The 23,212-nt window shown below is 36.1% G+C and carries 15 protein-coding genes and 1 tRNA gene; 6 read left to right on the forward strand and 10 right to left on the reverse strand.

Annotation, left to right across the window (positions count from 1 at the left end; genetic code table 11):
* Positions 1 to 273: 273 nt before the first annotated feature.
* The 5 genes from VFM92_RS03280 to era all read right to left on the reverse strand — a co-directional run bounded on the left by VFM92_RS03280 (position 274) and on the right by era (position 3,870).
* The gene (locus VFM92_RS03280; RefSeq protein WP_325120766.1) at positions 274 to 693 is read right to left on the reverse strand and encodes a BLUF domain-containing protein; all 420 of its coding nucleotides are present in this window, start codon (positions 691 to 693) and stop codon (positions 274 to 276) included.
* Positions 694 to 842: 149 nt separating this feature from the next.
* Positions 843 to 1,091, reverse strand: a complete 249-nt coding sequence (locus VFM92_RS03285) for a hypothetical protein (RefSeq protein WP_325120767.1) — start codon at positions 1,089 to 1,091, stop codon at positions 843 to 845.
* Between the two features lie 69 nt (positions 1,092 to 1,160).
* On the reverse strand, positions 1,161 to 2,468 hold the full coding sequence (gene der, locus VFM92_RS03290; protein WP_325120768.1) for a ribosome biogenesis GTPase Der: 1,308 nt from the start codon (positions 2,466 to 2,468) through the stop codon (positions 1,161 to 1,163).
* Between the two features lie 56 nt (positions 2,469 to 2,524).
* Positions 2,525 to 2,881 (reverse strand): four helix bundle protein, encoded by a 357-nt coding sequence (locus VFM92_RS03295; RefSeq protein ID WP_325120769.1) that lies wholly within the window; start codon positions 2,879 to 2,881, stop codon positions 2,525 to 2,527.
* Positions 2,882 to 2,985: 104 nt separating this feature from the next.
* Complete coding sequence (gene era / locus VFM92_RS03300; protein WP_325120770.1) at positions 2,986 to 3,870, reverse strand: GTPase Era; 885 nt, start codon at positions 3,868 to 3,870, stop codon at positions 2,986 to 2,988.
* A 110-nt stretch (positions 3,871 to 3,980) separates the two neighbouring features.
* Between era and VFM92_RS03305 the strand changes: the two genes are divergently transcribed.
* The 4 genes from VFM92_RS03305 (at position 3,981) to VFM92_RS03320 (ending at position 6,680) form a co-directional block, all read left to right on the forward strand.
* A tRNA-Met gene (locus VFM92_RS03305) sits at positions 3,981 to 4,056 on the forward strand.
* A 385-nt stretch (positions 4,057 to 4,441) separates the two neighbouring features.
* Positions 4,442 to 5,326: a hypothetical protein gene (locus VFM92_RS03310; RefSeq protein ID WP_325120771.1), complete on the forward strand. Its 885-nt coding sequence runs from the start codon at positions 4,442 to 4,444 to the stop codon at positions 5,324 to 5,326.
* Between the two features lie 9 nt (positions 5,327 to 5,335).
* Positions 5,336 to 5,494 (forward strand): hypothetical protein, encoded by a 159-nt coding sequence (locus VFM92_RS03315; RefSeq protein ID WP_325120772.1) that lies wholly within the window; start codon positions 5,336 to 5,338, stop codon positions 5,492 to 5,494.
* 310 nt (positions 5,495 to 5,804) lie between these two features.
* Entirely contained in the window at positions 5,805 to 6,680 is an 876-nt protein-coding gene (locus VFM92_RS03320) for an Abi family protein (protein ID WP_325120773.1), read from the forward strand.
* Positions 6,681 to 6,936: 256 nt separating this feature from the next.
* On the opposite strand, the gene VFM92_RS03325 is transcribed toward VFM92_RS03320, so the two are convergent.
* The 4 genes from VFM92_RS03325 to VFM92_RS03340 form a co-directional block, all read right to left on the reverse strand.
* Positions 6,937 to 7,602: a DUF4136 domain-containing protein gene (locus VFM92_RS03325; protein WP_325120774.1), complete on the reverse strand. Its 666-nt coding sequence runs from the start codon at positions 7,600 to 7,602 to the stop codon at positions 6,937 to 6,939.
* Positions 7,603 to 7,843: 241 nt separating this feature from the next.
* Entirely contained in the window at positions 7,844 to 8,287 is a 444-nt protein-coding gene (locus tag VFM92_RS03330; protein WP_325120775.1) for a lipocalin family protein, read from the reverse strand.
* Between the two features lie 107 nt (positions 8,288 to 8,394).
* Positions 8,395 to 15,675, reverse strand: coding sequence for a T9SS type A sorting domain-containing protein (locus tag VFM92_RS03335; protein ID WP_325120776.1), 7,281 nt, complete (start codon positions 15,673 to 15,675; stop codon positions 8,395 to 8,397).
* A gap of 18 nt (positions 15,676 to 15,693) precedes the next feature.
* A complete protein-coding gene (locus tag VFM92_RS03340) occupies positions 15,694 to 16,377 on the reverse strand; it encodes an outer membrane beta-barrel protein (protein ID WP_325120777.1) in 684 nt (227 codons plus the stop codon).
* Between the two features lie 558 nt (positions 16,378 to 16,935).
* On the opposite strand from VFM92_RS03340, the gene VFM92_RS03345 reads away from it, so the two are divergent.
* On the forward strand, positions 16,936 to 20,040 hold the full coding sequence (locus VFM92_RS03345) for a WD40/YVTN/BNR-like repeat-containing protein (RefSeq protein WP_325120778.1): 3,105 nt from the start codon (positions 16,936 to 16,938) through the stop codon (positions 20,038 to 20,040).
* 227 nt (positions 20,041 to 20,267) lie between these two features.
* Complete coding sequence (locus VFM92_RS03350; protein WP_325120779.1) at positions 20,268 to 21,332, forward strand: VOC family protein; 1,065 nt, start codon at positions 20,268 to 20,270, stop codon at positions 21,330 to 21,332.
* 188 nt (positions 21,333 to 21,520) lie between these two features.
* Here VFM92_RS03350 and ettA read toward each other — a convergent pair whose 3' ends face one another.
* A complete protein-coding gene (ettA, locus tag VFM92_RS03355; RefSeq protein WP_325120780.1) occupies positions 21,521 to 23,206 on the reverse strand; it encodes an energy-dependent translational throttle protein EttA in 1,686 nt (561 codons plus the stop codon).
* Between the last annotated feature and the right edge of the window lie 6 nt (positions 23,207 to 23,212).

The raw sequence follows: 23,212 nt of genomic DNA on the forward strand, positions 1-23,212 counted from the left end.
CTTCAAAAGGATGATGAACATATGGAAATCATCTCTTTGGCTCTATTTACAAAAGATGTATCAAAGCTGTTTCATCTGTTATCAAAATTTTTTACCATTAAAAGGGATATATTATGGGGTTTTTAAGGGCTGACTAATTAAAATACATCGGAAAGTAAAATAAAAAGAGCTTGTCTTGGAAGTAAAACTTTAATAGGAATAAAGCTAATTGAATTTAATTCATTCAATGTAATGCTTTAATTAAAGCTGAAACTTTTGAGACAAGCTTATTTTTTACTTAAAAAATTTCTGAATAATTTCTTTAGTCTTACTACCATCCGCTTCATTCCCACTCAATAAACTAGAAAAAATTACTTTATCCTCAGGAGTGATATTGGTTTTGTAATCTATACTATCACTTTTAATTTTTTTGCTTCCCATATGCCAACTCGGAAACGATTTTTCTTTAATAGGCATATAAGATAACATCACGCAATTCTCATGACGTTTGTCTTGCTTGATTTTATCATATAGACCCATAATTGTACTATTTTCCCCCTCTACCAATTGAAGAAATTTTTCATCTGAATAGAGCAAAGCACCTGTAATTCCCAAATCTGGGTTGTTCCTTTTACAGGCTTCTAAAATGTCTTCGATTTCTTTCTCAGAAGGCTTATTTGTTCTGTTACTAACGTATACTAATTGTGATAACATAATTTAAAAAGTTTTGTTCAAAAAAATATATCTATGTACTTAATCAATAAGAGATTAAATTGTTTAGCTATGATGGAATTATTTATAAAATCTATTAAACAAAAAAGGCTACCATTAGGCAGCCTTTGAAATTATAGATTTAAGTATTCTTAGTTTTCAACTTCTTCAGTTACTTCTTCTGCTTTTTCTTCAATGTTTTCAGTTTCTTCTTCAACAGCTTCGCCTACTTCTTCAACAGCTTCGCCTACTTCTTCAGAAGCATCTTCTACTGCCTCACCCATTTCTTCGGCTGATTCTTCGATCTGGTCTTTAGCTTCTTCTTTCTCGCTTTTGTTGTCACAAGAAACTACCGCTAATGTAAAAGCACCGAGTAAAAATAATGTGAATAATTTTTTCATAGTAATAATGATTATTGTTTAAGGTGCAAATGTATATAAATAATTAGATTTACAAAAGTATCTATCTATTTATTTTTTTCTAAAAACTAACTTCACTGGAACTCCCTCAAAATCAAAGTGCTCTCTCAATCTATTTTCCAAATAACGCTCATATGGTGGCTTGATATATTGTGGTAAATTACAGAAAAAAGCAAAGGTTGGAGTGTAAGTTGGTAACTGCGTTACGTACTTTATTTTAATGTATTTTCCTTTCAACGCTGGTGGTGGATATTTTTCAATCTCTTTCAGCATCGCTTCATTCAATGCTGAAGTACTTACTTTTTCATTTCTACTAAAATAAATTTTAGTGGCTAATTCAATGGCTTGAAAAATTCTTTGCTTTTCCGTTACTGAAGTGAAAATTATTGGGATATAGTCAAGAGGTCCTAACTTCTCTTGAATTTCCTTCTTGAATTTATCATGTGTTTTACCATCCTTTTCTATCAAATCCCACTTATTGACCATAATCATGAGCCCCTTCTTATTTTTATGAGCTAAGCCAATAATTTGCATATCCTGAGACTCAAAGCCTCTGGTGGCATCGATCATTACTATACAAACATCACTATCCTGCAAAGCTTGGATGGCTCGAATGGTAGAATAAAATTCAATATCATCCTTTAATTTGGTCTTTTTTCGCAATCCTGCTGTATCCGTCAAGATAAAATCTTTACCATACAATTTATAATGCGTATTAATAGAATCACGAGTTGTTCCGGCTATATCCGTAACAATGGTTCTTTCATCACCTAATAAAGCATTCAAAAAAGATGATTTACCAGCATTTGGTCTCCCTAAAATAGCTAGTCTTGGAATCCCTTCAAATGGATCTTTATGATCATCATCAGGAAAAAGTTGAACTACTGCATCCAAAACTTCCCCTGTTCCGGAACCACTTGCGGAGGACATACTAAAAACTTCATCAAACCCTAAGCTGTAAAACTCACCTGCCATATAGCTTTTTTCAGTATTATCGGCTTTGTTGGCTATCACATAAACTGGTTTACCAACTTCCCTTACTACATTGGCAAAATCTTTATCCATATCGGTTAAACCTGTATGGCAATCGACCATAAACAAGATAACAGTTGCTTCTTTTAAAGCTTCCTTTACTTGTTTTCTGATTTCTTTTTCGAATATATCGTTGGAACCTGTTACGTAACCTCCGGTATCAATTACGGTGAACTTCTTACCGATCCATTGCGCCTCACCGTACTGTCTGTCACGCGTTACGCCTGATTCATTATCCATAATCGCTTGCTTACGCTCCACTAAACGATTAAAAAACGTGGATTTACCGACATTCGGTCTCCCTACTATTGCTACTATGTTTGACATTTTTAATTACGAATTATAAATTTTTTAATTACGAATTTGGAAAAGAACAATTCACTTTATTCCGCTTTCGCTTTTATAGTTTTTTGAATTGAACCAATGATTTTTAATATTTCTTCACATTTACTAATCAATATTAATGCGGTATTAGGTTCTAATAAACCCGAATCTTTTATTAACCTTAACCAATAATGTGTTTCTCTAGCCTCTTTATAGGAAATTGATAGTTTTGCAGTAAAATCTTTTCTTGATTGAGCACCAATTGCTTCCTCCACATTTGCTCCAATGGAAGTACCTGACCTTAAAACTTGAGAAGATATTTCAAAATGAGTTTCTTTTTTTAATAATTGAGCAATTTTAATAATCTCTAAAGCAAATTGATAACTTTTTAATTGAATAACATTTTGTGATTTCATTTTTGGGGATATATTTAGTTGAAAACTTTTTATGAGATGAAGTTAATAAAATCTATAAATATCATCTCAAATTTCATAATTGATAATTCGTAATTCGTAATTACCTAATAGCCAAATCTTTTCAACTTCAAGTCCTTCTTTCGCCAGTCTTGCTCTACTTTTACGAAGGTCTCTAAGTGGATTTGCTTATTGAAGAAGGTTTCTAAATCCTTACGGGATTCAATGCCCACTTTTTTAAGTGCTTCTCCACCTTTCCCTATGATAATCCCCTTTTGGGACTTTCTTTCTACATATATTTCAGCTCTTATTCTGATGATTTTTTCATCTTCCTTAAATTCTGTCACCACCACCTCACAACTGTAAGGCACTTCCTTTTTGTAATTTTGAAATATTTTTTCCCTAATAATCTCCTCTACAAAGAATTTTTCCGGCTTATCCGTCATTTCTTCCTTAGGAAAATAAGGCGGATGTATAGGAAGTAATTCAATCAGTTGATTAAAAAGGCCATCAATATTGACCTTTTCTAAAGCCGAAACCATAATTTGATAATTGGGCTCAATAATTTCAGCCCAATATTTCATCTTATCTTCTGCCTGAGAGCCCTTTGATTGATCAATTTTATTCATGATCAATATTATAGGAACTCCACTATTCTTAATTCTATCAATCAGGACATCTCCTTCTTCATATTTCTCGTATAAATCTGTTACGAATAGCATGATATCAGCATCCTCTAAAGCGGATTTCACAAAACGCATCATAGAATTATGAAGCTCATATTGCGGGCTTAAAATACCAGGAGTGTCAGAATAAACGATTTGAAAATCATCTCCACTCAAAATCCCCATAATTCTATGGCGAGTGGTTTGTGCTTTGGAAGTAATAATAGAAAGTCGTTCACCGACCAAAGCATTCATTAATGTGGATTTTCCTACATTAGGCTTACCTACTATACTTACAAATCCTGCTTTGTGCTGATTTTCTGACATTAATTAAAATTTATTTTACAAAGGTACTTGATTTTTCGAAAACCTTATCATACCTTTGTAATCCTTTTGAGGGAAACACCAGAAAAAGTGTTAAAATCAAAAGTTTATATCGCGGGGTGGAGCAGTTGGTAGCTCGTTGGGCTCATAACCCAAAGGTCACAGGTTCGAGTCCTGTCCCCGCTACCACAAAGCCTGTTTAATGCAAATTAAGCAGGCTTTTTTATTTGGGGGGGTACACTATTAATAGAACAGTTGATTGAAAATAATTGTGATGCCTTAAAATCCCTAAGGAGCATGAGTCTAAAGAGAGGGATTAAAACAAAAAACGCTCCAAGCATTCCTAATAAAATCCTACGTAGTACGTAAGCCTTCAAAATGCTAAAAGCGTTTTCAATTGTAAAACAGCAATATTTTTAGATTAATTCAAAATCAGATCTAATTTTTTTTGATGTCTGCTAAGTATTTCAACCTTAACACTCTTTATTTCTATGCATGAAAAAATTAGCCCTATTGTTTCATTATATTGGATAGTTGTAAATGAATAATCCCATGCTAAGTAAATTAGAAATTAATGTTTAAAAATTTAAAAAGCCTTATCGAAGAACTTGCAACTGACAAAAGTTATGTCCAGTACCTAAAAACTAAAGGTGTTGACCGTTTTTTCCCTGAGAACTTCTTTACCCTCAAAACAGAACAAGAAAGATTAGAAGCATGGGAAAATATTGAAGTAAAACTAAAGGAAATTAAAGATTTCAATAAAGTTGCCAATCCTTATTATATAGGTTTTGGTAATCCAGAAGCTGATTTGCTGATAGTGGGTCAGGAAAAAGCCTTTAATGCATTTAATAATCCTGAATTAATGCTTTATGAAAGCATCAACAACTCATTTCAATGGTCAAAGATTATAAATAATGGAGATTTATCAGAAATCAATTTTGACCCAAGAAACCCAAGAAAACTGCATGATGAAGGAAGGTCAGGAAATCATACGTGGTCTAAGTATTCTATCTTAACAGATGCTTTTTATGGCATTAGTTCCTGCCATGAAAACATGAAAAAGCATTGGAATCAAAATTCTAGAGATACTTTATTTGATAAGGCATTTACAACCGAATTAAATGTAACTCCTGCCGTCAGCAATTCAGGTCTTTATTTATCGAAAGAAAGAGAGCAATTATTAAGTAATCCCTTCTTTAAAGATTTTAAGGTGGTAGTTTTTGCAATTGGAAGTCCTGAAAAAGGCAAGAAAGCACAAAAGGTTGTATCTGAGATATATGAAGGTATTGATTTTGAGGTAGTTTCCATCGGGAAGTATGGAAAAGAAAGGGATAGATATATAGCAATAGCTACATTTGAAAACCAAGTCATTGTAATCTGCAATCAATTAAGCGGTAGCAGTGGATGGAGGAATGAGCATATTGTAGCTTTGGGAGAGAAATTGAGAGGGTTGATATAATGCAATTTTATGAACCCACAAGACAAAGAGTTCACTTTCCCAAACCGCCAACTCTTAGGCAGACTTACCCACAGTTTTGCCAGCGATCTTGAAGCTGTAAAATCTCATATTGCTGAAGGAGGATATATCAATGCTAAATCTGCCATTGAAGGGCAAACAATATTCTGAAACCCTCTGAGCATATTGTATTCTTCATTAGGGTGGCACAGTTTCACCGAAATCACGATTCAATTATTTGAAGACGGGTAATTTATTCGAAGCATGGAAAAATAGACCTATCAGTGCATGCAAATGAAAGGGGGTTAACTCCGTGTTTAGATGCTACGCTATCGGCCTTGCAGGGTGCTGGATAAGGGTGTAAAGTGGGTGTTACGGTAAAAATTAACTCATGCACACTTGGTGTTAGTTAAAAAGAGGCTAAATTCACTTTGTACTTTAGTTGAAGTTCACAAGAAATCACAACCAGAAAATCATTGCAATGGGTAAATTGGCCACAACCATAGATGAGCAAATACTATTATTAGAAGCAAGAGGTATGATTCTCGACCTAAGCAAGGATAAGGTCAAAGAAATACTTATGGATATTGGCTACTATAGGCTAGGGTTTTACTGGCATCCTTTTGAGAAGAATAAGGCACATGAATTTGAAGAAAACACTAAATTTTCTGATGTAGTAGCATTATATTATCTAGATGTGGATTTACGGCATCTCCTTTTAAAGTACCTGAATAGGTTTGAGATTCACTTTAGAACTCAGGTCATTTACATAGTGTCAAATTACTATAAACAATCCCCTACTTGGTTTGCAGATTCTCATAGCATGCAAAACAGTTTTATCTATAATTTAAAAAATAATTACTATACAGAGCAGTTCATCAATCAAAATAAAGCTATCAAAAAACACCATGAAAAGCATATAAATGATCGATTTGCTCCTGCATGGAAAACATTAGAATTCCTTCCATTTGGTTCTATTTTAGCCATTTTCAGAGCATTAAAGAATAAAAAATGCCAAGAATCCATAAGCAATCAATATGGTGTCAGAAACGTACAAATCTTCAAAGATTACATAAAAACGCTCTTAACACTTAGAAATATTTGTGCTCACGGTGGTCAGCTCTATGATTTTAAAACTCCTAAAGGTATTCCAAAAATTCCGAAATTGAATTTATTAGATAATGATAGACATTCACTCAACGGAGTTTTTAAATTATTATATTTTATGTTGGATTCTATTTCGACTTCACGAAAAAATGAATTGAAACAATACATTACTGAATTGCTAACAGAAAATGCCAGCAATGATAAATTAAAACATATAATTGAAACTAAAATAGGGTATAAATTTGTTTAAAGAATACAAGTATCAAATATTTTTGATACATTTGTGACACAGTGCCCCATATAACATTTATGCTTATATGCTGCACTATAAAATTTGATAAATAAGCCCGGACATGCTTCGGGCTTTTTTTATGCCCTTTTTTCCAGTTATTCTTTTATATAAATCTGGAAATTTATCCTTTGAGACGTATCATAAAAAATGCACAGCAATTGAGTTATAAAAACTCTTAGCTGTGCATATAATTGATTAAGAATGTTTATTCCAATTACATTTCTGATCCATTACTATTGGCTGAAATCAAACCTTCGTTCATAAGTTTTCTTGTTATTATATTGGAATAGTCTTCTGAAAGATTTTCAATCGTACCTGGACTAACCGTTTCTGATTGTGCTGACCAAATCAGTTTTTCGGTTTCGGCATCATAAAGGTTCGTCTCCAGAAAGTATGATTTTACAGTGTCATAATATCCCGGGTCATAAACAGTAGGATACCAATAATTATAATATCCCCAAAAGTTACCATAATATCCAAAGCTATTCAACGGTGCATAGGCAGTTGTTCCTGGAACATATCTAGTTTCCATTTCACTCTCAACCAGATTAATGGTTATTAAGGCATCAAATTTATTTTCATTGATAGCATTTAACAACTCTGACTTGCTACCCATTTTTTCATCTCTTAAGTCAGGGGGAAATAAATTCATCCCTTGCGTGGCAAGAACCCCTTTTTTACTTAATTGTAAAGCCAACTCAGTTTCTAATGATTCACGTGCAGAGACGTTATTTACCATGGCAGTAACTAAAATATTGTTAAATCCGCTTTCGGATAAATCTGGATTTTTCCAGGTCGCGGTGATATTTGTAGATGGGCTACACCCTATAAAGACCATTAATCCTAAAAAGATGAATAGTGTATATTTTAAATTTTTCATTGATTTGTAAGTTTAGTTAATATTAAAAAAATTAAACTACTAGTTTATCAATTAGAAGTTTACAACATTCTCATATAAAACAACGAAGGCATATATATAATGTTACCGTAGAAGTTTAATACTAGAATCCCTGATAAATTCTACCAATATTGAATGACAATTTAATTTTAGAAACAAAATCACAAAAAAAACCCTGACGAAGCAGGGCTTGTCAGGGTTTAAATCAAAAAACTCAACTTACTTAATCTAAAAATTCATCTGAATTGTTTGGATTAAAACCATAATCCCTTTCTCCTAGATTATTCATCAAATACCGAATTTCAACATCACCAATCACTGGGCTAGATAAATTCTGTATAAAATGACCTTTATCACGAGTTAAGGTTACGATGGATAGCGTAATAGCTGATCCTTCTGTCGGAGTCAAAGTCAATGCTGCATCGTCAGCAGACCATTGCCCAACTGTCAAAACGCCATTATCATCCTCCATGATGAAGTTTTCATCGCGCTCAATCACTAATTTCTCGATAATATTGGTTCCACCGGATTGTCCAGAAACATAATATTCTGACACCACCCAAGTACCCACTATCTGCTGTGAAGCCGTTGGCTCTTCAGGTTCAGCACAGGAGATAGCCGCAATGGCTATCCCTATGAACATCATATAATTTAATAATCTTTTCATGTGTGTATAATTTAAATTTTAAATCGCCACATGGAATTTGCTTCAAATTTTATTCCTCTTTCAATTTAAAATTAAGAGGAATAAAATTTGAGCTCATTTCATGATTCTTATTTTTTAATGATTCTTACATTTTGACTTAAACCGTCATGACGGATTTGAACATTGTAAATTCCTTTCTCAAGGCTCGCAATATTCAATGCATGATTTGCTTCAAAGCTTGATTTCTCAAATTTCGACTGCATCATCACTTGACCTGTCATAGAAGTTATAATTACTTCATGCTGACCCATGTACTGGCTATGCACATTTAAAGTAACATCTGATAAGGCTGGATTCGGATATGAAACAACTTTCATTGCCATTGCATCACGATTCGCCAATATTTTACCAGTAATATCAGCAGAACTAGCAGTCACAATACAACCTGAAGCGTACTCTACTTCTATGCTGTACTCGGCAGCATCGGAAATTGTAATTCGACTTGATGTACTAAAAGTTGACGTATTTACATTTGTTAGCAATACACCATCTCTATACCATCTTACGTCTGAAATACCAGAATTATAACTAGCAATTAACTGATTACCCTCTACTTCTAATGTTACATTATTAGGAGTAGCACTGAAGGTTCTGGTTTCTGGATAAGAAACTGTACAACCACTACCATCTGCATAAGTTGCCTCAATGTAGAAAGTAGTTTCTTCAGTAATCACATCGGAAGTAAGGAACGTATTATTGGCTCCATTACCCGTTACGGCCACGCCAGAAGGCTGGTCAGTTGCCGCATTGATTAGCTGATAGCTAACGTTATTGGACACACCATTCGTCAATACGAAAGTTACTGGACCATCTCCACATGAATTATCAGCAATAGCTACGCCAGGAGTACCATTAGGGTTAAATAATGGAGGGACAGAAGGCAATGCTCTACTATTTACTGTAACAGTATTGGAAACTGGACTTAAACAGCTCACTGCTCCGTCATCTGACACATTACCAACTTGTAAGGTATAAGTTCCTGCTTGAGTCACTTCAATTGTGTTTCCATTAGTAATCGCACCAGAACCTTGAACTCCATTCCATTGGTAGTAATTAAAGCCTTCTGGCCCTTCTAAAACAACAGAACCTTCACCATCACAGAATGTTAAATCACCAGTAAATGTAAGTGTTGGTGCAGTTTCAGGAGCTTCTAGAACGTTGAACGTTACTTCAGGCGTTGTGAATGAACATTGCCCATTCGTTACCTCGGCATAATAAACACCAGATTCTGTAACTGTTACTGAATCATTAGCATTTGTTTGTGCTTCATACTCTACGCCATCTTTAAACCAAGTAACGTTTTCATTAGTAAAAGGTGTAACACCATCTGAGTATTCAGCCGAAACATTAGGTAAAGTATTATCACAAACATCATAAACTTGACCAGGAGATGCCTGTCCAAAGTTCTGAATATTGATTACTACCTGATCGTTAGCTGCATTACTAATCGTTACCGGCTCAGAGAAATTACTCAAACTACAATTATTTGCTTCAGCTGCATTAGAAACTCGCAATTGATAGGTTCCACTTTGTCTGATTGTAATCTTTCTTTGATTTGTACCTACTGGAACATTTGCTGCTGATTGTCCAGGTCTGGTCCATTGATAAACAGCAAATCCTTCAGGACCTTGTAATACTACCTCATTATCAGCATCGCATGAAACCAAGTCACCACTTACAACAGTAACTTGCGGTTGTTCTGGTCGAACTGCCGACTCAATCGTAATAGATTCTGTAGTATAAATACAAGAACCATCTGTAACTCTTGCAAAATAATCTCCACTTCGGCTACTGTTGTTTAAAGATAAAGTTGAGTTAGTGGTTATAGGAGTCTGCAAGTTATTTCTAAACCATTCTACTTGTCCAGCACCAGCGGACACAACATTTCCATTGTTATCAAAATAAGAAGCTGTTAAACTAATATTTTGACCACAAGTATTCATGGTAGTTCCAGCTTCAACTGGAATATTATTCATGAACAATACGAAGTTAGGCTGTGCAAAGAAATCAAATTCGTAAGTCGATGTGATTGTATTACAAGTAGTGCCGCTTGAAGAAGCCGAAGTTACTTCTAATCCTAATCGAACCTCATCAGTTAATTCGCCAAGGTTGATTTCATTCTCACCTAAGTCAGGATCATAAGTTAAAGGACTACCAATTGCGTCTCCGCTCAAAGCGTCAATCACTTGGTAAGTGAAATAATCCCTTGGACTTATAATGGTAACCATTACATCTTGTACATCACATAATTGCTGATTATCAACATTGAAATCTGAATCTATGTCAATTGGAGCAACTACTTCAACATTTGTTTCAGTATATGTTCCATTTACGTTAGTAGTATAACCTAAATCATCAAAAGTTCTGTCTTCTGCTTGCAATCTGAATTTGAAATCTTGATTGTTATCACCAGCATTGAGTATATCAGTTGGTAATGAAACATCAATACTTCCAGAACCTTCAATTAAATTAAATACCCCAGGAATATCATTATCACCCGTATATTGAACAGTCACTTCATTATCTGCTCCAAACTTACCTCTGATTTCATAATTCAAGGTAATATCATCGGAAATACAAGCTTCAGTTGCACCAACTGAAGTAATTTGAAATGCCTGAGGTTTGATAGAAGGAACGAATCCATTATCATCTGCACTTACATATTCAATTTGTGCTTCATCTGCTGCTACGATTTGCATATCCTCAACACCAATTATAAAACGGCTTTCATCTTGTCTAAACCTAAACCTAGTCGATGTTGACAATATATCACCATCTAACAAATAGTTTCTAGAAAGATTGATAGGAATATCACCATTTTCATCACCTTCAGTAAGGAAAGTCTCAATTTCAGTGTAAGTAGCACCACCATCGGTTGAATATTCAAAAATCAATTGTTGATTTTCCAATACATCATTTTCCTCTATTGCTGTAGGGAAATTATCAGCTGCTAAGTAAAGATTAAAGCTTAATCTTGCAGCATTAGCTTCTACTAAATCAAAATCCGTTGAAGTAAATACTCTTTGTCCACTGACGTTAAGCAGACGAGCTTGACTTCCAGCACCAGGTAATCCAAATGGAAATCCTTCCAAAGCTACATCATCATTAATCCAATCAGCAGCATCGTCTAAGAATCCGATAGAAGAGGTTTCTAAAGCTTCACCTATTACTCCTAAAGGTCCGCCTACACTAGCTCTCACTTCAAAATCAACCGCACCATAATTTTCGTTAACAAATGGTGGCATATCTACTGTAAAGCTTCCTGTTAATGTTTCATCTACTGCTAATAACCAATCCTGACCATCGAACTCTAAGATTAGATTATAAACTAAATCACCAATTTCAGTATTCGTAGTAGATGAGAGGTCATTTTCAAATGCGTAATCAACTGTTACTTCATTACCTGCATAGTAAACGCCATTTGCGTCACCATTGAAAGTAGTTTTTAACACTTGGTTGAAGACTTCAAGGTTAGAAAATCCTTGATCTTCATAGAAGAAGAACTCTTCTCCTTCTATCATCATAGACGCGCTTATGTTGATAGTAAAATTACCACTACCAGCATATAAAGGAACATTTCCTTCAAAAGTACCCAATGCTGTAGTAGTTCCAATAATTGCATCTTCTCCTGTATCAGGATCCGTCACTCCATTTAAAGTAAAAGTAAATTCCGTTCCCGCTGGAAAAGCATCTATATCAGTTGCATTGAATCCATCTGCTATATTAAAGCTATATTGAAATGTTTCACCATTGAATACTGCATCATCCAAATCAGCTTGCATCCAAGCATAACCATTTAAATCTGGTGCAGTGATATTGATAGTTTCTGGATTATTTCCATTGATATTATCATCAAATTGGAAATCCGGTAATCTGTTATCATCATTCAGTGTTAATGAAAGATTAGCAACGCTCCAACGATTAGCATCTGCCCCCAAATTCAACGGTTGCGAGAATCTAAAGTGAGTTGCTGCAGTAAGTGCAGAAGCAGGCAATTCTACACTATAACCTTGTTGAAGGTATAATAAACCATCATCATAAATTTGCTCTTCACCTTCTTCTAATTCGTAAACAGGCACCACCTGAAAAGTTGCCCCACCATCAGTAGAAATCTCTAATCGTGGGACTGTATTTTTGTTTGCATTAACATCAAAATTACCGTATCCGAAGGTATTATTGAAATTAAAATTTAAGGTTGCCGAAGAAGTACCAGATAAATCGTACGCTTTGGTTAGCAATTCTCTATCTCCTATTTGATCAAAATCAAAAATAGAATAACTATTAGCCCAACTTGGATCTTGTCCACTAATGACTAAAAAGTCTTCTTCATTGTCAATTTGTAGAGTCTCCCCTTGTTTGTAATCACCACCAGCTGTAGCAGGTTCAAAAGGAACAATGGTTAAACTATAATTAGTCATTGGATCTTCGAAAGCAATAGGCATAACTGCTATGATAGTTGCAGCACCTTCATCTGCTGAAGTTCCTGCCACATAATATTCACCGCCTTGTTCAACTACGGCCGCATATTCAGTGGCTGCTGGGAATCCCACAGCATTATAATTAATGCTAACCTCTTCACCCATTACAAAGGCAGTTTTGTCATAATCACTAACTGCTAAAGAAGGTCTGATTAAGTTGAATGGTTCATCATCAAATGAAGCTTCCATAAATTCTGGAGTCTCAATAATAACTTCATTGATTTGAATTACATTTTCATTTATTCCATATGCACCATCCTCATTATAAATAACTCTAAATTGGGTATTGGCTGACCACAAAGAATTAGGTACATTAGCAAATAATGTAACAATACTCCCTGCACCAACACCTTCTTCATCCAAATCTACCCAATTAGTTCCATCAATAGAACCTTGTAACTTGACATCATATGTACCTAAATGAATACCATTGTCTTCATCTATTTCAATATCAACCCTGCCGCCATAAGAAAAATCAAATGGAACTGTAGTAGCTGATCTCTCTCCTGATCCAGTAAAGCTATCTGGTTTGCTTGGGAAGTTATTGGATGTACCAGTTGAAGATTCAAAGATTGAACTTGGTAATGGATCCCCCTCAATATCTTCAGATACAATGGTTTCATAAAATAAATTATCATAAGTTCCACTTGTACCAATACTTAATCTAACATCAGGATTTGTGTCATAATCAATACCTGTAGGTAATGTTGCTGTTACAGCTCCATCTAGTGTTGTGGTTGATCCAATCATTACCCAATCATCAACTTCTGGATTATTATCATATACACTAACCATTAATTCAGCTCCGGCTCCAGCGGTTCCTTGTAAAGTGTAATTGACTGTAATGGCTGAACCTGGATAAGTAAACTCATCACCCGCTACCATTACCGGGTCATTATACTCTACACTTGTAATATTGAGACCTAAGTCAAAGATTGATAAAGTAGTACTAAAATAAGTCTCTCCATTGAGCGTAGCTATATAAACTGTATAGTCACCAGCCTCTAATGGCGGTACTGTAATAGCAATTGACTCACCACTTATATCTGTGGTTTCACCTATGATAATATCAAAATCTGGATCACCTGTTCTTTGTACCAAAACAGTTGCCTCAGTATTGGCAGGAAAAGCTCCATCAGTTATATCATATGTTAAGGTTAGTGCTTCCATTGGGAAAGCCAGACCGTCTCCTCCTACATCTAAGTTATTGATTGTAATATTAGGCGACTGAACAGTTGCTGCAACAGAAGCAAGTCCTCTACCAATAAATGATTCACTTATTAAATTAGTGCCACTTTGAATATCTAAATCTTCAATAATGAAAGCATCTAGACCAGCTCCATTATTGCTTACTTGTCTGATCCTAAACTGGGTAGATCCGGAAACAACTCCCGCAGGCCATGCATCAAAGATTACCTCTGTAGAACCTCCAAATGACAAAGAATTAAGATCAACGCTTGTCAATTCTGTGTAGGTTTCACCATCTGTAGAATACTCTACAATCAGGTCAGTGCCCGCTGGGCTCAATACATCATTAGCTCTTGATGCATTAAAGGTTAATACTCCATCTGATTCTGTAGAAATATTATAAGGGACAGTTGTTATGCTCCTATCTCCGGCTTCATCAAATGTTAAACCTGATCCATCCTGACCACCACCTATTTGTTCGAAATCAGTTGGTAAACCACCAGTAAAATCATAAAACTCTGATGTTCCAAAAAGGATATCATTACCATCATATGCATAAATATCCACATTCCAGCCCAAACCAGCATTGTAGTAAGAAATATTGGTAGGGACATCTCCCTCTACAGTTATTTCTTTAGTTACATTATCGAAATTATCAACTTGACTTTCTAATAAGAAGGTTTCACCAGTATTAGTATTGGTTAGCCTAACTGCAAAATCCAAATCTGTTAAATCAATTCCTTGTAATTCGGCTTCTACGGTAATACCATCGCCAGGGTAAATATTCCCACCAGCCACATCATCGGCATCCAATACATTGTTAATGGTTAATTCCGGAAGAAGCACATTGTTATTATCAACAAATTCATCCGCAATGTTAGCATATGTTTTACCTATTTCTACCTGAATAGCACCGGCTGCAGGCGATGTTCTAACTTGCCAATTTTTATCAGTATTGTAATTCACTGTACCTGTTTGTTGAATTCTAAAACTAGTATTAGCAGTTTTAGCACCATTTGGAAGTGTGAACTCAAGCACTTGAAAGATATTTTCAAATTCATCAACTGCTAAATTATCATCTATCAATGCTGTTCCTGCTGTAGCAAAACCATCAGTTGAATACAAAACTTCGACAGGATTATTAGCATCTGGACCACTAGCAAAAGCTCCATCGTAAGTTAAGCTTAATACAACAGGCTCAGAAGTATCTAAATCTATAGCATTGGTAGTCAAAAAGCGAGCACTTGCCCTATCAAAGGTTAGAAAATTTCCTCCTGAGTTGGTACCGATAGCTGCAACATCTGCATTGGTAAAGGCAATAACCTCTCCTGTCACAGAATTTCCTGAGAAAGCAGCAAACCTTAAGTTGACATTACCAGCTTCAGGCCATGAAAAATCAATCTCTTCCAAAGCATCTTGAACTGTTGATTGGCCGAAAATTTGTTCGTCCTCATCAATTTGAGCATCATTGTCTGCATCGTCCCATAAAATGAAAGATGTCCCTACGGCAAAAGTCTCTGCTTCATAAGAGACTGTGGCTTCCTGCCCAGCATACCATGGGGTAGCAGGTGGTGTAGAAGAAATAAAGACTTGCGCACTAGCCCCAAACGCAAAAAAGCCTACGAAGAGCGTAAGCAGCATTGCTTTGAGATAGCGTGTTTTTTGTAGTATAATATTTTCCATTGTGTTTTATCTTTAAGTTTATAAAGTCAAAAATCTGAATCCAACTTTGATTGAATTGGCTGTGGTTAAATAGCCTAGATTAGTTACCGTAGAAGTTTGAACTATTTCGTTATCTACAATAACTTCATCGTTCATTCTGTAACCATATTGAAAACCTAATTCTCCTCCGATGTAAAATCGTGAATTGAAATGGTATTCGGCTCCTATTGATAGTCTACCCCCAAATTGCATGTACCCTCTACCAACAATGGTTTCTTGTCCATTGCTTCCAACATAATTAGTTGCACCAATTACGTTAGCACCTGTAGTGGATTTACGAGTTGAGATTTGTTGGTCAAAAGTTAAATCAACAGCAGCATACGAACGAAATGCACCATCATTAACAAAATGATATTCTACACCTGGCATAAGACCATAATAGCTATCATTAATTACTAAATCTGGGCTGAGTTGATCATTGTTCAGTGCCATATCCATTCCTAGTCGAACCGCTAAATTTTCACTGATGAAATAGCGTGCCCTAAACTCCGAAAAGTTCAATAAACTCCCATCTGTTCCGAAGGGAGTACCTGTCACCTCAAAGAGGAGATCACCCGCACCTGCCATGCCACCCGAACTACTTTCCTCAGCACTTTCGTCTTGAGCAAAAATAGGGCAAGAAAGCATTAACAATGCAGTTAAAAGCATTAATTGTTTCCTCATAGTCATTGTTTTAGTTTAATTTAATCACTTTTTATATTGTTATTTAATTATTCTATGGTACTAATTTAATTTATTTAAACTCAAATACAATATTATCAAATAAAATAAGTTTAGAAATACCCAATTTTAGGTAGGTACAATATGATATGCTTTTGGGTTTCAAGGAATTACAAACATATGTATGTATAAACATGAGATTCTAACTGAACTATTCCCATTTTCTCTGAAAAATACAATTTATGTATCATTATCTCCATAACACCATATTCCAATAATTTAAAGTATAGTGGAATGTTAAATATATTAAGACGTCCTATTTTAAAGGCTTTTAAAATGTGCCATCTATTTCAACTGATATACTTAATAATCTTACAGGTGAAATGGGGTTCTATTTCCGCTTTTCAATTTGAGATGAGCATTACTCTTGTTGTTAAGCTTATTCTTGAAAATACATTTTATAATTATCGAACTGGAAAAGTCTGCAAAGTCTACCATTCATAAAATATCCTTCGGAAAAAATGGAATGAGACCTTATATTTCATTTTAAACTATTTATTTATGAAGAAACTATATTATATCATTTTAGCTTCTATTCTATGCTTTCCATTCAGTATGGAGGCTCAAAGGAAGAAAGAAAAGAACACAACATCTTACGATGAAAAGATTTATGATGCGTTAGAATGGCGAGGAATTGGTCCTTACCGAGGAGGTCGGTCGGCTGCTGTAACAGGTGTAGTTGGGCAGCCCAACTTATATTATATGGGTGCCACAGGCGGTGGTGTTTGGCGCACTAAAGATGGCGGAAGCACCTGGGAAAGTATTTCAGATGGTCATTTTGGCGGATCTATTGGAGCCGTTTCAGTCGCGGAAAGTGACCCCAATGTGATTTACGTGGGTGGTGGAGAAAAAACTTTGCGCGGAAATATGTCTTACGGTTACGGAATGTACAAATCCGTGGATGCAGGGAAAAATTGGGAGCACATCGGATTAGACAACAGCCGTCATATCAGCAGAATCAGAATCCATCCTCAAAATCCAGACATTTTATATGTGGCCGTGATGGGTGATATTTTCAAAGACTCGGAAGAAAGAGGAGTTTATAAATCTATAGATGGAGGAAAAACCTGGCAGCGGAAATTATTTGTCAATAATAGAGCTGGTGCTGTTGACTTGATATTAGATCCGAACAATCCTCGAATCATGTATGCTTCTACCTGGAATGTCAGAAGAAGCCCATCAAATTTCTCAAGTGGTGGACCTGGTTCCGATATCTGGAAATCAACCGACAGCGGAGAAAATTGGGAGAAGTTATCAGAAAATAAAGGTTTACCGAAAGGAGTATGGGGGATCTCCGGAATCACAGTTTCTCCTCAAAATTCTAACAGAGTATGGGCAATTATTGAGAATGAAGATGGAGGTGTTTTCCGTTCGGATGATGCCGGAAAAACATGGCAAAAAACCAATGATGATAGAGCTTTAAGACAAAGAGCGTGGTATTATACTAGAATTTATGCTGATACGCAGGATGAAGATATGGTGTATGTGGTGAATGTAAACTATCATCAATCCAAAGATGGTGGTAAAACTTTTACATCTAACAGAGCACCTCATGGTGACCATCATGATATGTGGATTGACCCTAATGACAACCAAAGAATGATAATGGCTGATGATGGTGGCGCTCAAGTTAGTTTTGATGGCGGTGAAAATTGGAGTACTTATATGAATCAAAATACAGCTCAATTCTATAGAGTGGTAACCGATAATCATTTCCCTTTCAGGATTTATGGAGCTCAGCAAGATAATTCAACAGTAAGAATTGCACATAGAACCACTGGCTCTGAAATCGGTGAGCAAGATTGGGAATCAACAGCTGGTGGAGAGAGTGCACATTTAGCGGTTAATAAAGAAAATAATGATGTAGTCTATGGCGGAAGTTACGATGGCTTTTTAACTCGCTACAATCATGATTCAGAAGAAATAAGAGCTATAAACGTGTGGCCAGACAACCCGATGGGACATGGAGCAGAGGAAATGAAATACCGCTTCCAGTGGAATTTTCCAATATTCACTTCTCCGCACGACCCCAATAAATTATATACCGCTTCCAATCATTTGCATGTCACTACCAATGAAGGCCACAAATGGGAAACCATTAGTCCTGATTTAACGAGAAATGACCCAAGCAAATTAGGTCCTTCTGGCGGGCCAATCACAAAAGATAATACCAGCGTGGAATATTATTGCACCATTTTCGCTGCAATAGAATCTCCTTATGAGGAAGGTTTATTATGGACAGGTTCTGACGATGGGTTAGTGCATGTCAGCAAAGATGGTGGTAAAAACTGGGAGAATGTAACTCCAAAAGAAATGCCAGAATGGATTATGGTCAATAGCATTGAAGCTGACCCGTTCACGAAAGGTGGCGCTTACATAGCCGCTACTTCTTACAAAAACGGAGATTATCAACCATATTTATACAAAACTAAAGATTATGGTCAAAGCTGGACAAAAATTGTCGATGGGATTCAAAATGATCATTTTACGAGAGTGGTACGAGCAGACCCGGAAAGAAAAGGATTGCTTTATGCAGGAACGGAAACTGAAATGTATATCTCATTTGATGATGGTGCTAGCTGGAAAAATTTCCAGTTAAATTTACCTATTGTACCGATCACTGATTTGACTATAAAAGACAATCACTTAATTGCCGCTACTCAAGGTAGAGGGTTCTGGTTGATTGATGATTTGACCGTTTTACATCAGTTAAGTGATGAAGTAACACAAAATGATGCATATTTATTTCAACCAAAGAAAACTTATAGGATAGGCGGAAGAAATTACGAATCAAAAACTGCTGGTGAAAATATGCCTTCTGGGGTAATCACCTATTTCCATTTGAAGGACACCAGTTCTGCTGATACAGTAAGAATCCATTACAAAGAAAAATCAGGAAAAGTAATTGCTACCTACAGCACGCATCCTGATAAAAAGGCAAAGGAAGAAAAATTGACAGTTGAACCTGGTAGCAATCAGTTGATTTGGAATATGCGCTATCCTGATGCAGAGGGTTTTGAAGGTATGATTTTATGGTGGTCATCTTTGAGCGGGCCAACTGCACTTCCTGGTAAATATGATGTGGAACTTTCCGTAAATGGAAAGACACAAACACAAGAATTTGAAATAGTGAAAGATCCTAGGTCAAGTTCTTCTCAGGCGGATTTGAAAGCACAGTTTGATTTTCAAAATAGAGTAATATCAAAGCTTTCCGAGACCAACTTAGCTATAAAAGATATCCGAAGAGCTAGAGTTCAGATTGAAGACGTAATCAAAAAAGCTGAAGCAGACACTATCAAAAACTTTGGCAAAAGCATTTTGAACGAGATGAAGGAAATCGAAGAATCACTCTATCAAACCAAAAACCGAAGTGGACAAGACCCCTTAAACTATCCTATCAGATTAAATAATAAATTAGGTCATTTGAATAGTTTGGTGGGAATGGGAGATTATAAGCCGACAGAATCTGCAATAGAGTTTAGCAAAGAGGTGACTGCCAGAATTGATAAGCATTTAGATAATCTGAATGAAATTCTAGACAAAAAAGTGACCGCTTTCAACGAACTGGTTCAGGCTAATCAGGTGAAAGCTGTAAAATTAGACTAAAGAATTCTTTATCAATTACTTTTTAAACCTTTTCTGAAGTGCAAAGCTTCGGAAAAGGTTTTTTTTTGGGTTTTTAGTGAGGTATTTTTTATTGATCGAAAGAATTCAAAATTAATTCTTCATAATAGAATTCTTGGGAACAAGAATCGTATCTAATTTTTACTTTAAAAATCCTCGCCATTTCATTCATTTCCCTTATTTTAGCCGAAAATAGAATTCAGGAAATTATGAGTGGGAAAATAATTAGCGGAATACAACAAATCGGAATCGGAGTATCAGATGTTCAGGCTGCCTTCAAATGGTATAGACAAAATTTTGGAATGAGCGTTCCAGTGTTTGAGGAAGCTGCAGAAGCTGCATTGATGTTACCTTATACAGGTGGCGAACCGAGAAGCCGACACGCTATTTTAGCAATTAATATGCAAGGCGGAGGCGGATTTGAAATTTGGCAGTATACTTCCCGCACACCTGAAGGACCAAAATTTGAACCTCAACTAGGCGATTTAGGAATCAATATCGCCAAAATGAAAAGTAAAAATGTAGAAGCTACCTATGATCTTTTCAACAGAAGAGGGCTCCATGTTCTGGGTGAACTACAAAAAGACCCATATGGTAAACCTACTTTCTTCATAAAAGATCCGTGGGACAATATTTTCCAAATTGTGACTTCTAATTCCTGGTTTCAGCAAAGAAAAACTGATTTACCGGGTGGGCCGAATGGCGCTATTATTGGCGTAACCGATATTGAAAAAGCCAGAACGCTTTATTCTGATATTTTAGGTTATGACACTATTATTTATGAAGAAGAAGGTGTTTTTGATGATTTAAAAGCGGTACCAGGTGGAGACAAAAAAGTGAAAAGGATTTTATTGCGACACAGCAAACCAATGGAAGGTGCCTTCAGCCCACTTTTAGGAGCTTCTGAAATAGAATTAGTAGTAGCTGTTAATCGTCAACCTAAAAAGATATTTGAAAATCGATTCTGGGGAGATTTAGGCTATATCCATCTTTGTTATGACATCAACGGAATGCAAGCCCTAAAAGAAGAGTGTGAGGCAAAAGGATTTCCGTTTACTGTAGATTCTGCCAACAGCTTTGATATGGGTGAAGCAGCAGGCCATTTTACCTACATTGAAGATCCGGATGGCGCTTTGATAGAATTTGTAGAAACCCATAAAGTGCCTATTATGAAAAAAATTGGCTGGTACTTGAACCTGCAAAAAAGAAATCCTAAAAAGCCACTGCCAAAATTTATGCTTAAGGCTATGGGGATGAGTGAGGTGAAGGATTAGGTCAGTACCGGAGGTCAGACCGGAGACAGCTATGCAATACGTAAGTTGACGTGTTGGCAAGTTTTCCAGTCGACATGTTTAAGAATTAGTTTGACACGTTCGTTATCCATGTAATTTGTATCATGTACAAAAAAACCGCATGAGAAATTGATTTTTCATGCGTTTTTTTTGCATCTATTTTTATAACATTATCTCGTAAGCTTCTTATACTTAATCCTTTTAGGAATTGCATCATCGCCTAAGCGTTTCTTACGATTTTCTTCGTAATCAGAGAAGTTTCCTTCAAACCAATACACTTGAGAATCGCCTTCAAAGGCTAAAATATGCGTACAAATTCTATCTAAGAACCATCTATCGTGACTGATGATTACAGCACATCCTGCGAAATTCTCCAAACCTTCTTCCAAAGCGCGGAGGGTATTGACATCCAAGTCGTTAGTTGGCTCATCGAGTAAAAGTAAATTCGCTTCTTGCTTGATAGACATCGCCAGGTGAACTCTGTTCCTTTCTCCACCTGATAGAACACCTACTTTCTTTTCCTGATCGGAACCCGCAAAATTAAACTTACTTACATAAGCTCTGGAATTGATTTTGTTATTTCCCAGCTGAATCCATTCATTGCCTCCAGAAATATTTTCCCAGACTGATTTTTTAGGATCGAGTGTATTATGTTCTTGATCTACATAAGAAATTTTTACAGTTTCCCCAACCTCAAAAGTACCTGCATCCGCTTCTTCTTTCCCGGTTATCAGTTTAAATAAAGTAGTCTTACCTGCTCCATTCGGGCCAATAATTCCAACAATTCCCCCTTGCGGTAAAGAAAAGTTAAGGTCTTCGTATAATAATTTATCGCCATAAGCCTTTGCTACTCCATTGGCCTCAATCACTTTACTTCCTAAGCGCGGTCCTGGCGGAATGAACAATTCCAGTTTTTGTTCTTTGTCCTGTCCTTCCTCGCCTAGCATCTTTTCATAAGAACTCAAACGGGCTTTCGATTTCGCTTGACGAGCTTTAGGCGCCATTCTCACCCACTCCAACTCTCGTTGTAAAGTCTTTTGTCTTTTAGATTCTGATTTCTCTTCCTGCGCTAATCGCTTCTGCTTTTGCTCCAACCAGCTAGAGTAATTTCCTTTCCATGGGATTCCATGGCCTCTGTCTAATTCTAAAATCCATCCAGCAACGTTATCCAGGAAATAACGATCGTGGGTCACAGCTATCACAGTACCTTTGTATTGCTGTAAGTGATGCTCCAACCAATGTACAGACTCGGCATCCAAGTGGTTAGTAGGCTCATCTAGAAGCAATACGTCTGGCTCCTGCAATAATAATCTACATAAGGCCACTCTACGTTTTTCACCCCCTGATAAGTTTTTCACAGGGGAATCCGCTGGTGGTGTACGCAAGGCGTCCATAGCCTGTTCCAACCTGCTATCAAGTTCCCAGGCATTGGCGTGATCTAATTTTTCCTGGACCTTTGATTGCTGCTCAATCAGATCGTTCATTTTATCAGGATTATCCAAAATCTCTGGATCTGCAAACTTTTCATTAATCTCCTCAAATTCTTTCAGAAGCTTAACCGTTTCAGCAACTCCTTCTTCCACTACCTCTTTTACCGTTTTATTAGGATCTAATTCAGGTTCCTGTTCTAAAAGTCCGACAGAATATTCCTTAGAGGCCACTACCTCTCCTAAATAATCTTTATCAAGCCCTGCTATAATTTTTAATAAGGAAGACTTTCCTGATCCATTCAGACCTAAAACACCTATTTTTGCTCCATAAAAAAAGGATAGGTAAATATCTTTAAGGACAGTTTTTTTCGGAGGATAGATTTTGGAAACCTTCTCCATTGAGAATATTATTTTTTCGTCACTCATATCTGT

Origin of the sequence: Marivirga sp., assembly GCF_035704835.1 — a bacterium.
Lineage (GTDB): Bacteria > Bacteroidota > Bacteroidia > Cytophagales > Cyclobacteriaceae > Marivirga.

What these genes read in the sequence shown, in the direction of transcription:
- VFM92_RS03285 (WP_325120767.1), bottom strand. Translation starts at nt 1,091, where the DNA reads ATGAAAAAATTATTCACATTATTTTTACTCGGTGCTTTTACATTAGCG.
- VFM92_RS03340 (WP_325120777.1), bottom strand. Translation starts at nt 16,377, where the DNA reads ATGAGGAAACAATTAATGCTTTTAACTGCATTGTTAATGCTTTCTTGC.
- VFM92_RS03315 (WP_325120772.1), top strand. Translation starts at nt 5,336, where the DNA reads ATGAACCCACAAGACAAAGAGTTCACTTTCCCAAACCGCCAACTCTTA.
- VFM92_RS03325 (WP_325120774.1), bottom strand. Translation starts at nt 7,602, where the DNA reads ATGAAAAATTTAAAATATACACTATTCATCTTTTTAGGATTAATGGTC.
- ettA (WP_325120780.1), bottom strand. Translation starts at nt 23,206, where the DNA reads ATGAGTGACGAAAAAATAATATTCTCAATGGAGAAGGTTTCCAAAATC.
- VFM92_RS03350 (WP_325120779.1), top strand. Translation starts at nt 20,268, where the DNA reads ATGAGTGGGAAAATAATTAGCGGAATACAACAAATCGGAATCGGAGTA.
- VFM92_RS03330 (WP_325120775.1), bottom strand. Translation starts at nt 8,287, where the DNA reads ATGAAAAGATTATTAAATTATATGATGTTCATAGGGATAGCCATTGCG.
- VFM92_RS03320 (WP_325120773.1), top strand. Translation starts at nt 5,805, where the DNA reads ATGGGTAAATTGGCCACAACCATAGATGAGCAAATACTATTATTAGAA.
- VFM92_RS03345 (WP_325120778.1), top strand. Translation starts at nt 16,936, where the DNA reads ATGAAGAAACTATATTATATCATTTTAGCTTCTATTCTATGCTTTCCA.
- der (WP_325120768.1), bottom strand. Translation starts at nt 2,468, where the DNA reads ATGTCAAACATAGTAGCAATAGTAGGGAGACCGAATGTCGGTAAATCC.
- VFM92_RS03295 (WP_325120769.1), bottom strand. Translation starts at nt 2,881, where the DNA reads ATGAAATCACAAAATGTTATTCAATTAAAAAGTTATCAATTTGCTTTA.
- VFM92_RS03335 (WP_325120776.1), bottom strand. Translation starts at nt 15,675, where the DNA reads ATGGAAAATATTATACTACAAAAAACACGCTATCTCAAAGCAATGCTG.
- VFM92_RS03280 (WP_325120766.1), bottom strand. Translation starts at nt 693, where the DNA reads ATGTTATCACAATTAGTATACGTTAGTAACAGAACAAATAAGCCTTCT.
- VFM92_RS03310 (WP_325120771.1), top strand. Translation starts at nt 4,442, where the DNA reads ATGTTTAAAAATTTAAAAAGCCTTATCGAAGAACTTGCAACTGACAAA.
- era (WP_325120770.1), bottom strand. Translation starts at nt 3,870, where the DNA reads ATGTCAGAAAATCAGCACAAAGCAGGATTTGTAAGTATAGTAGGTAAG.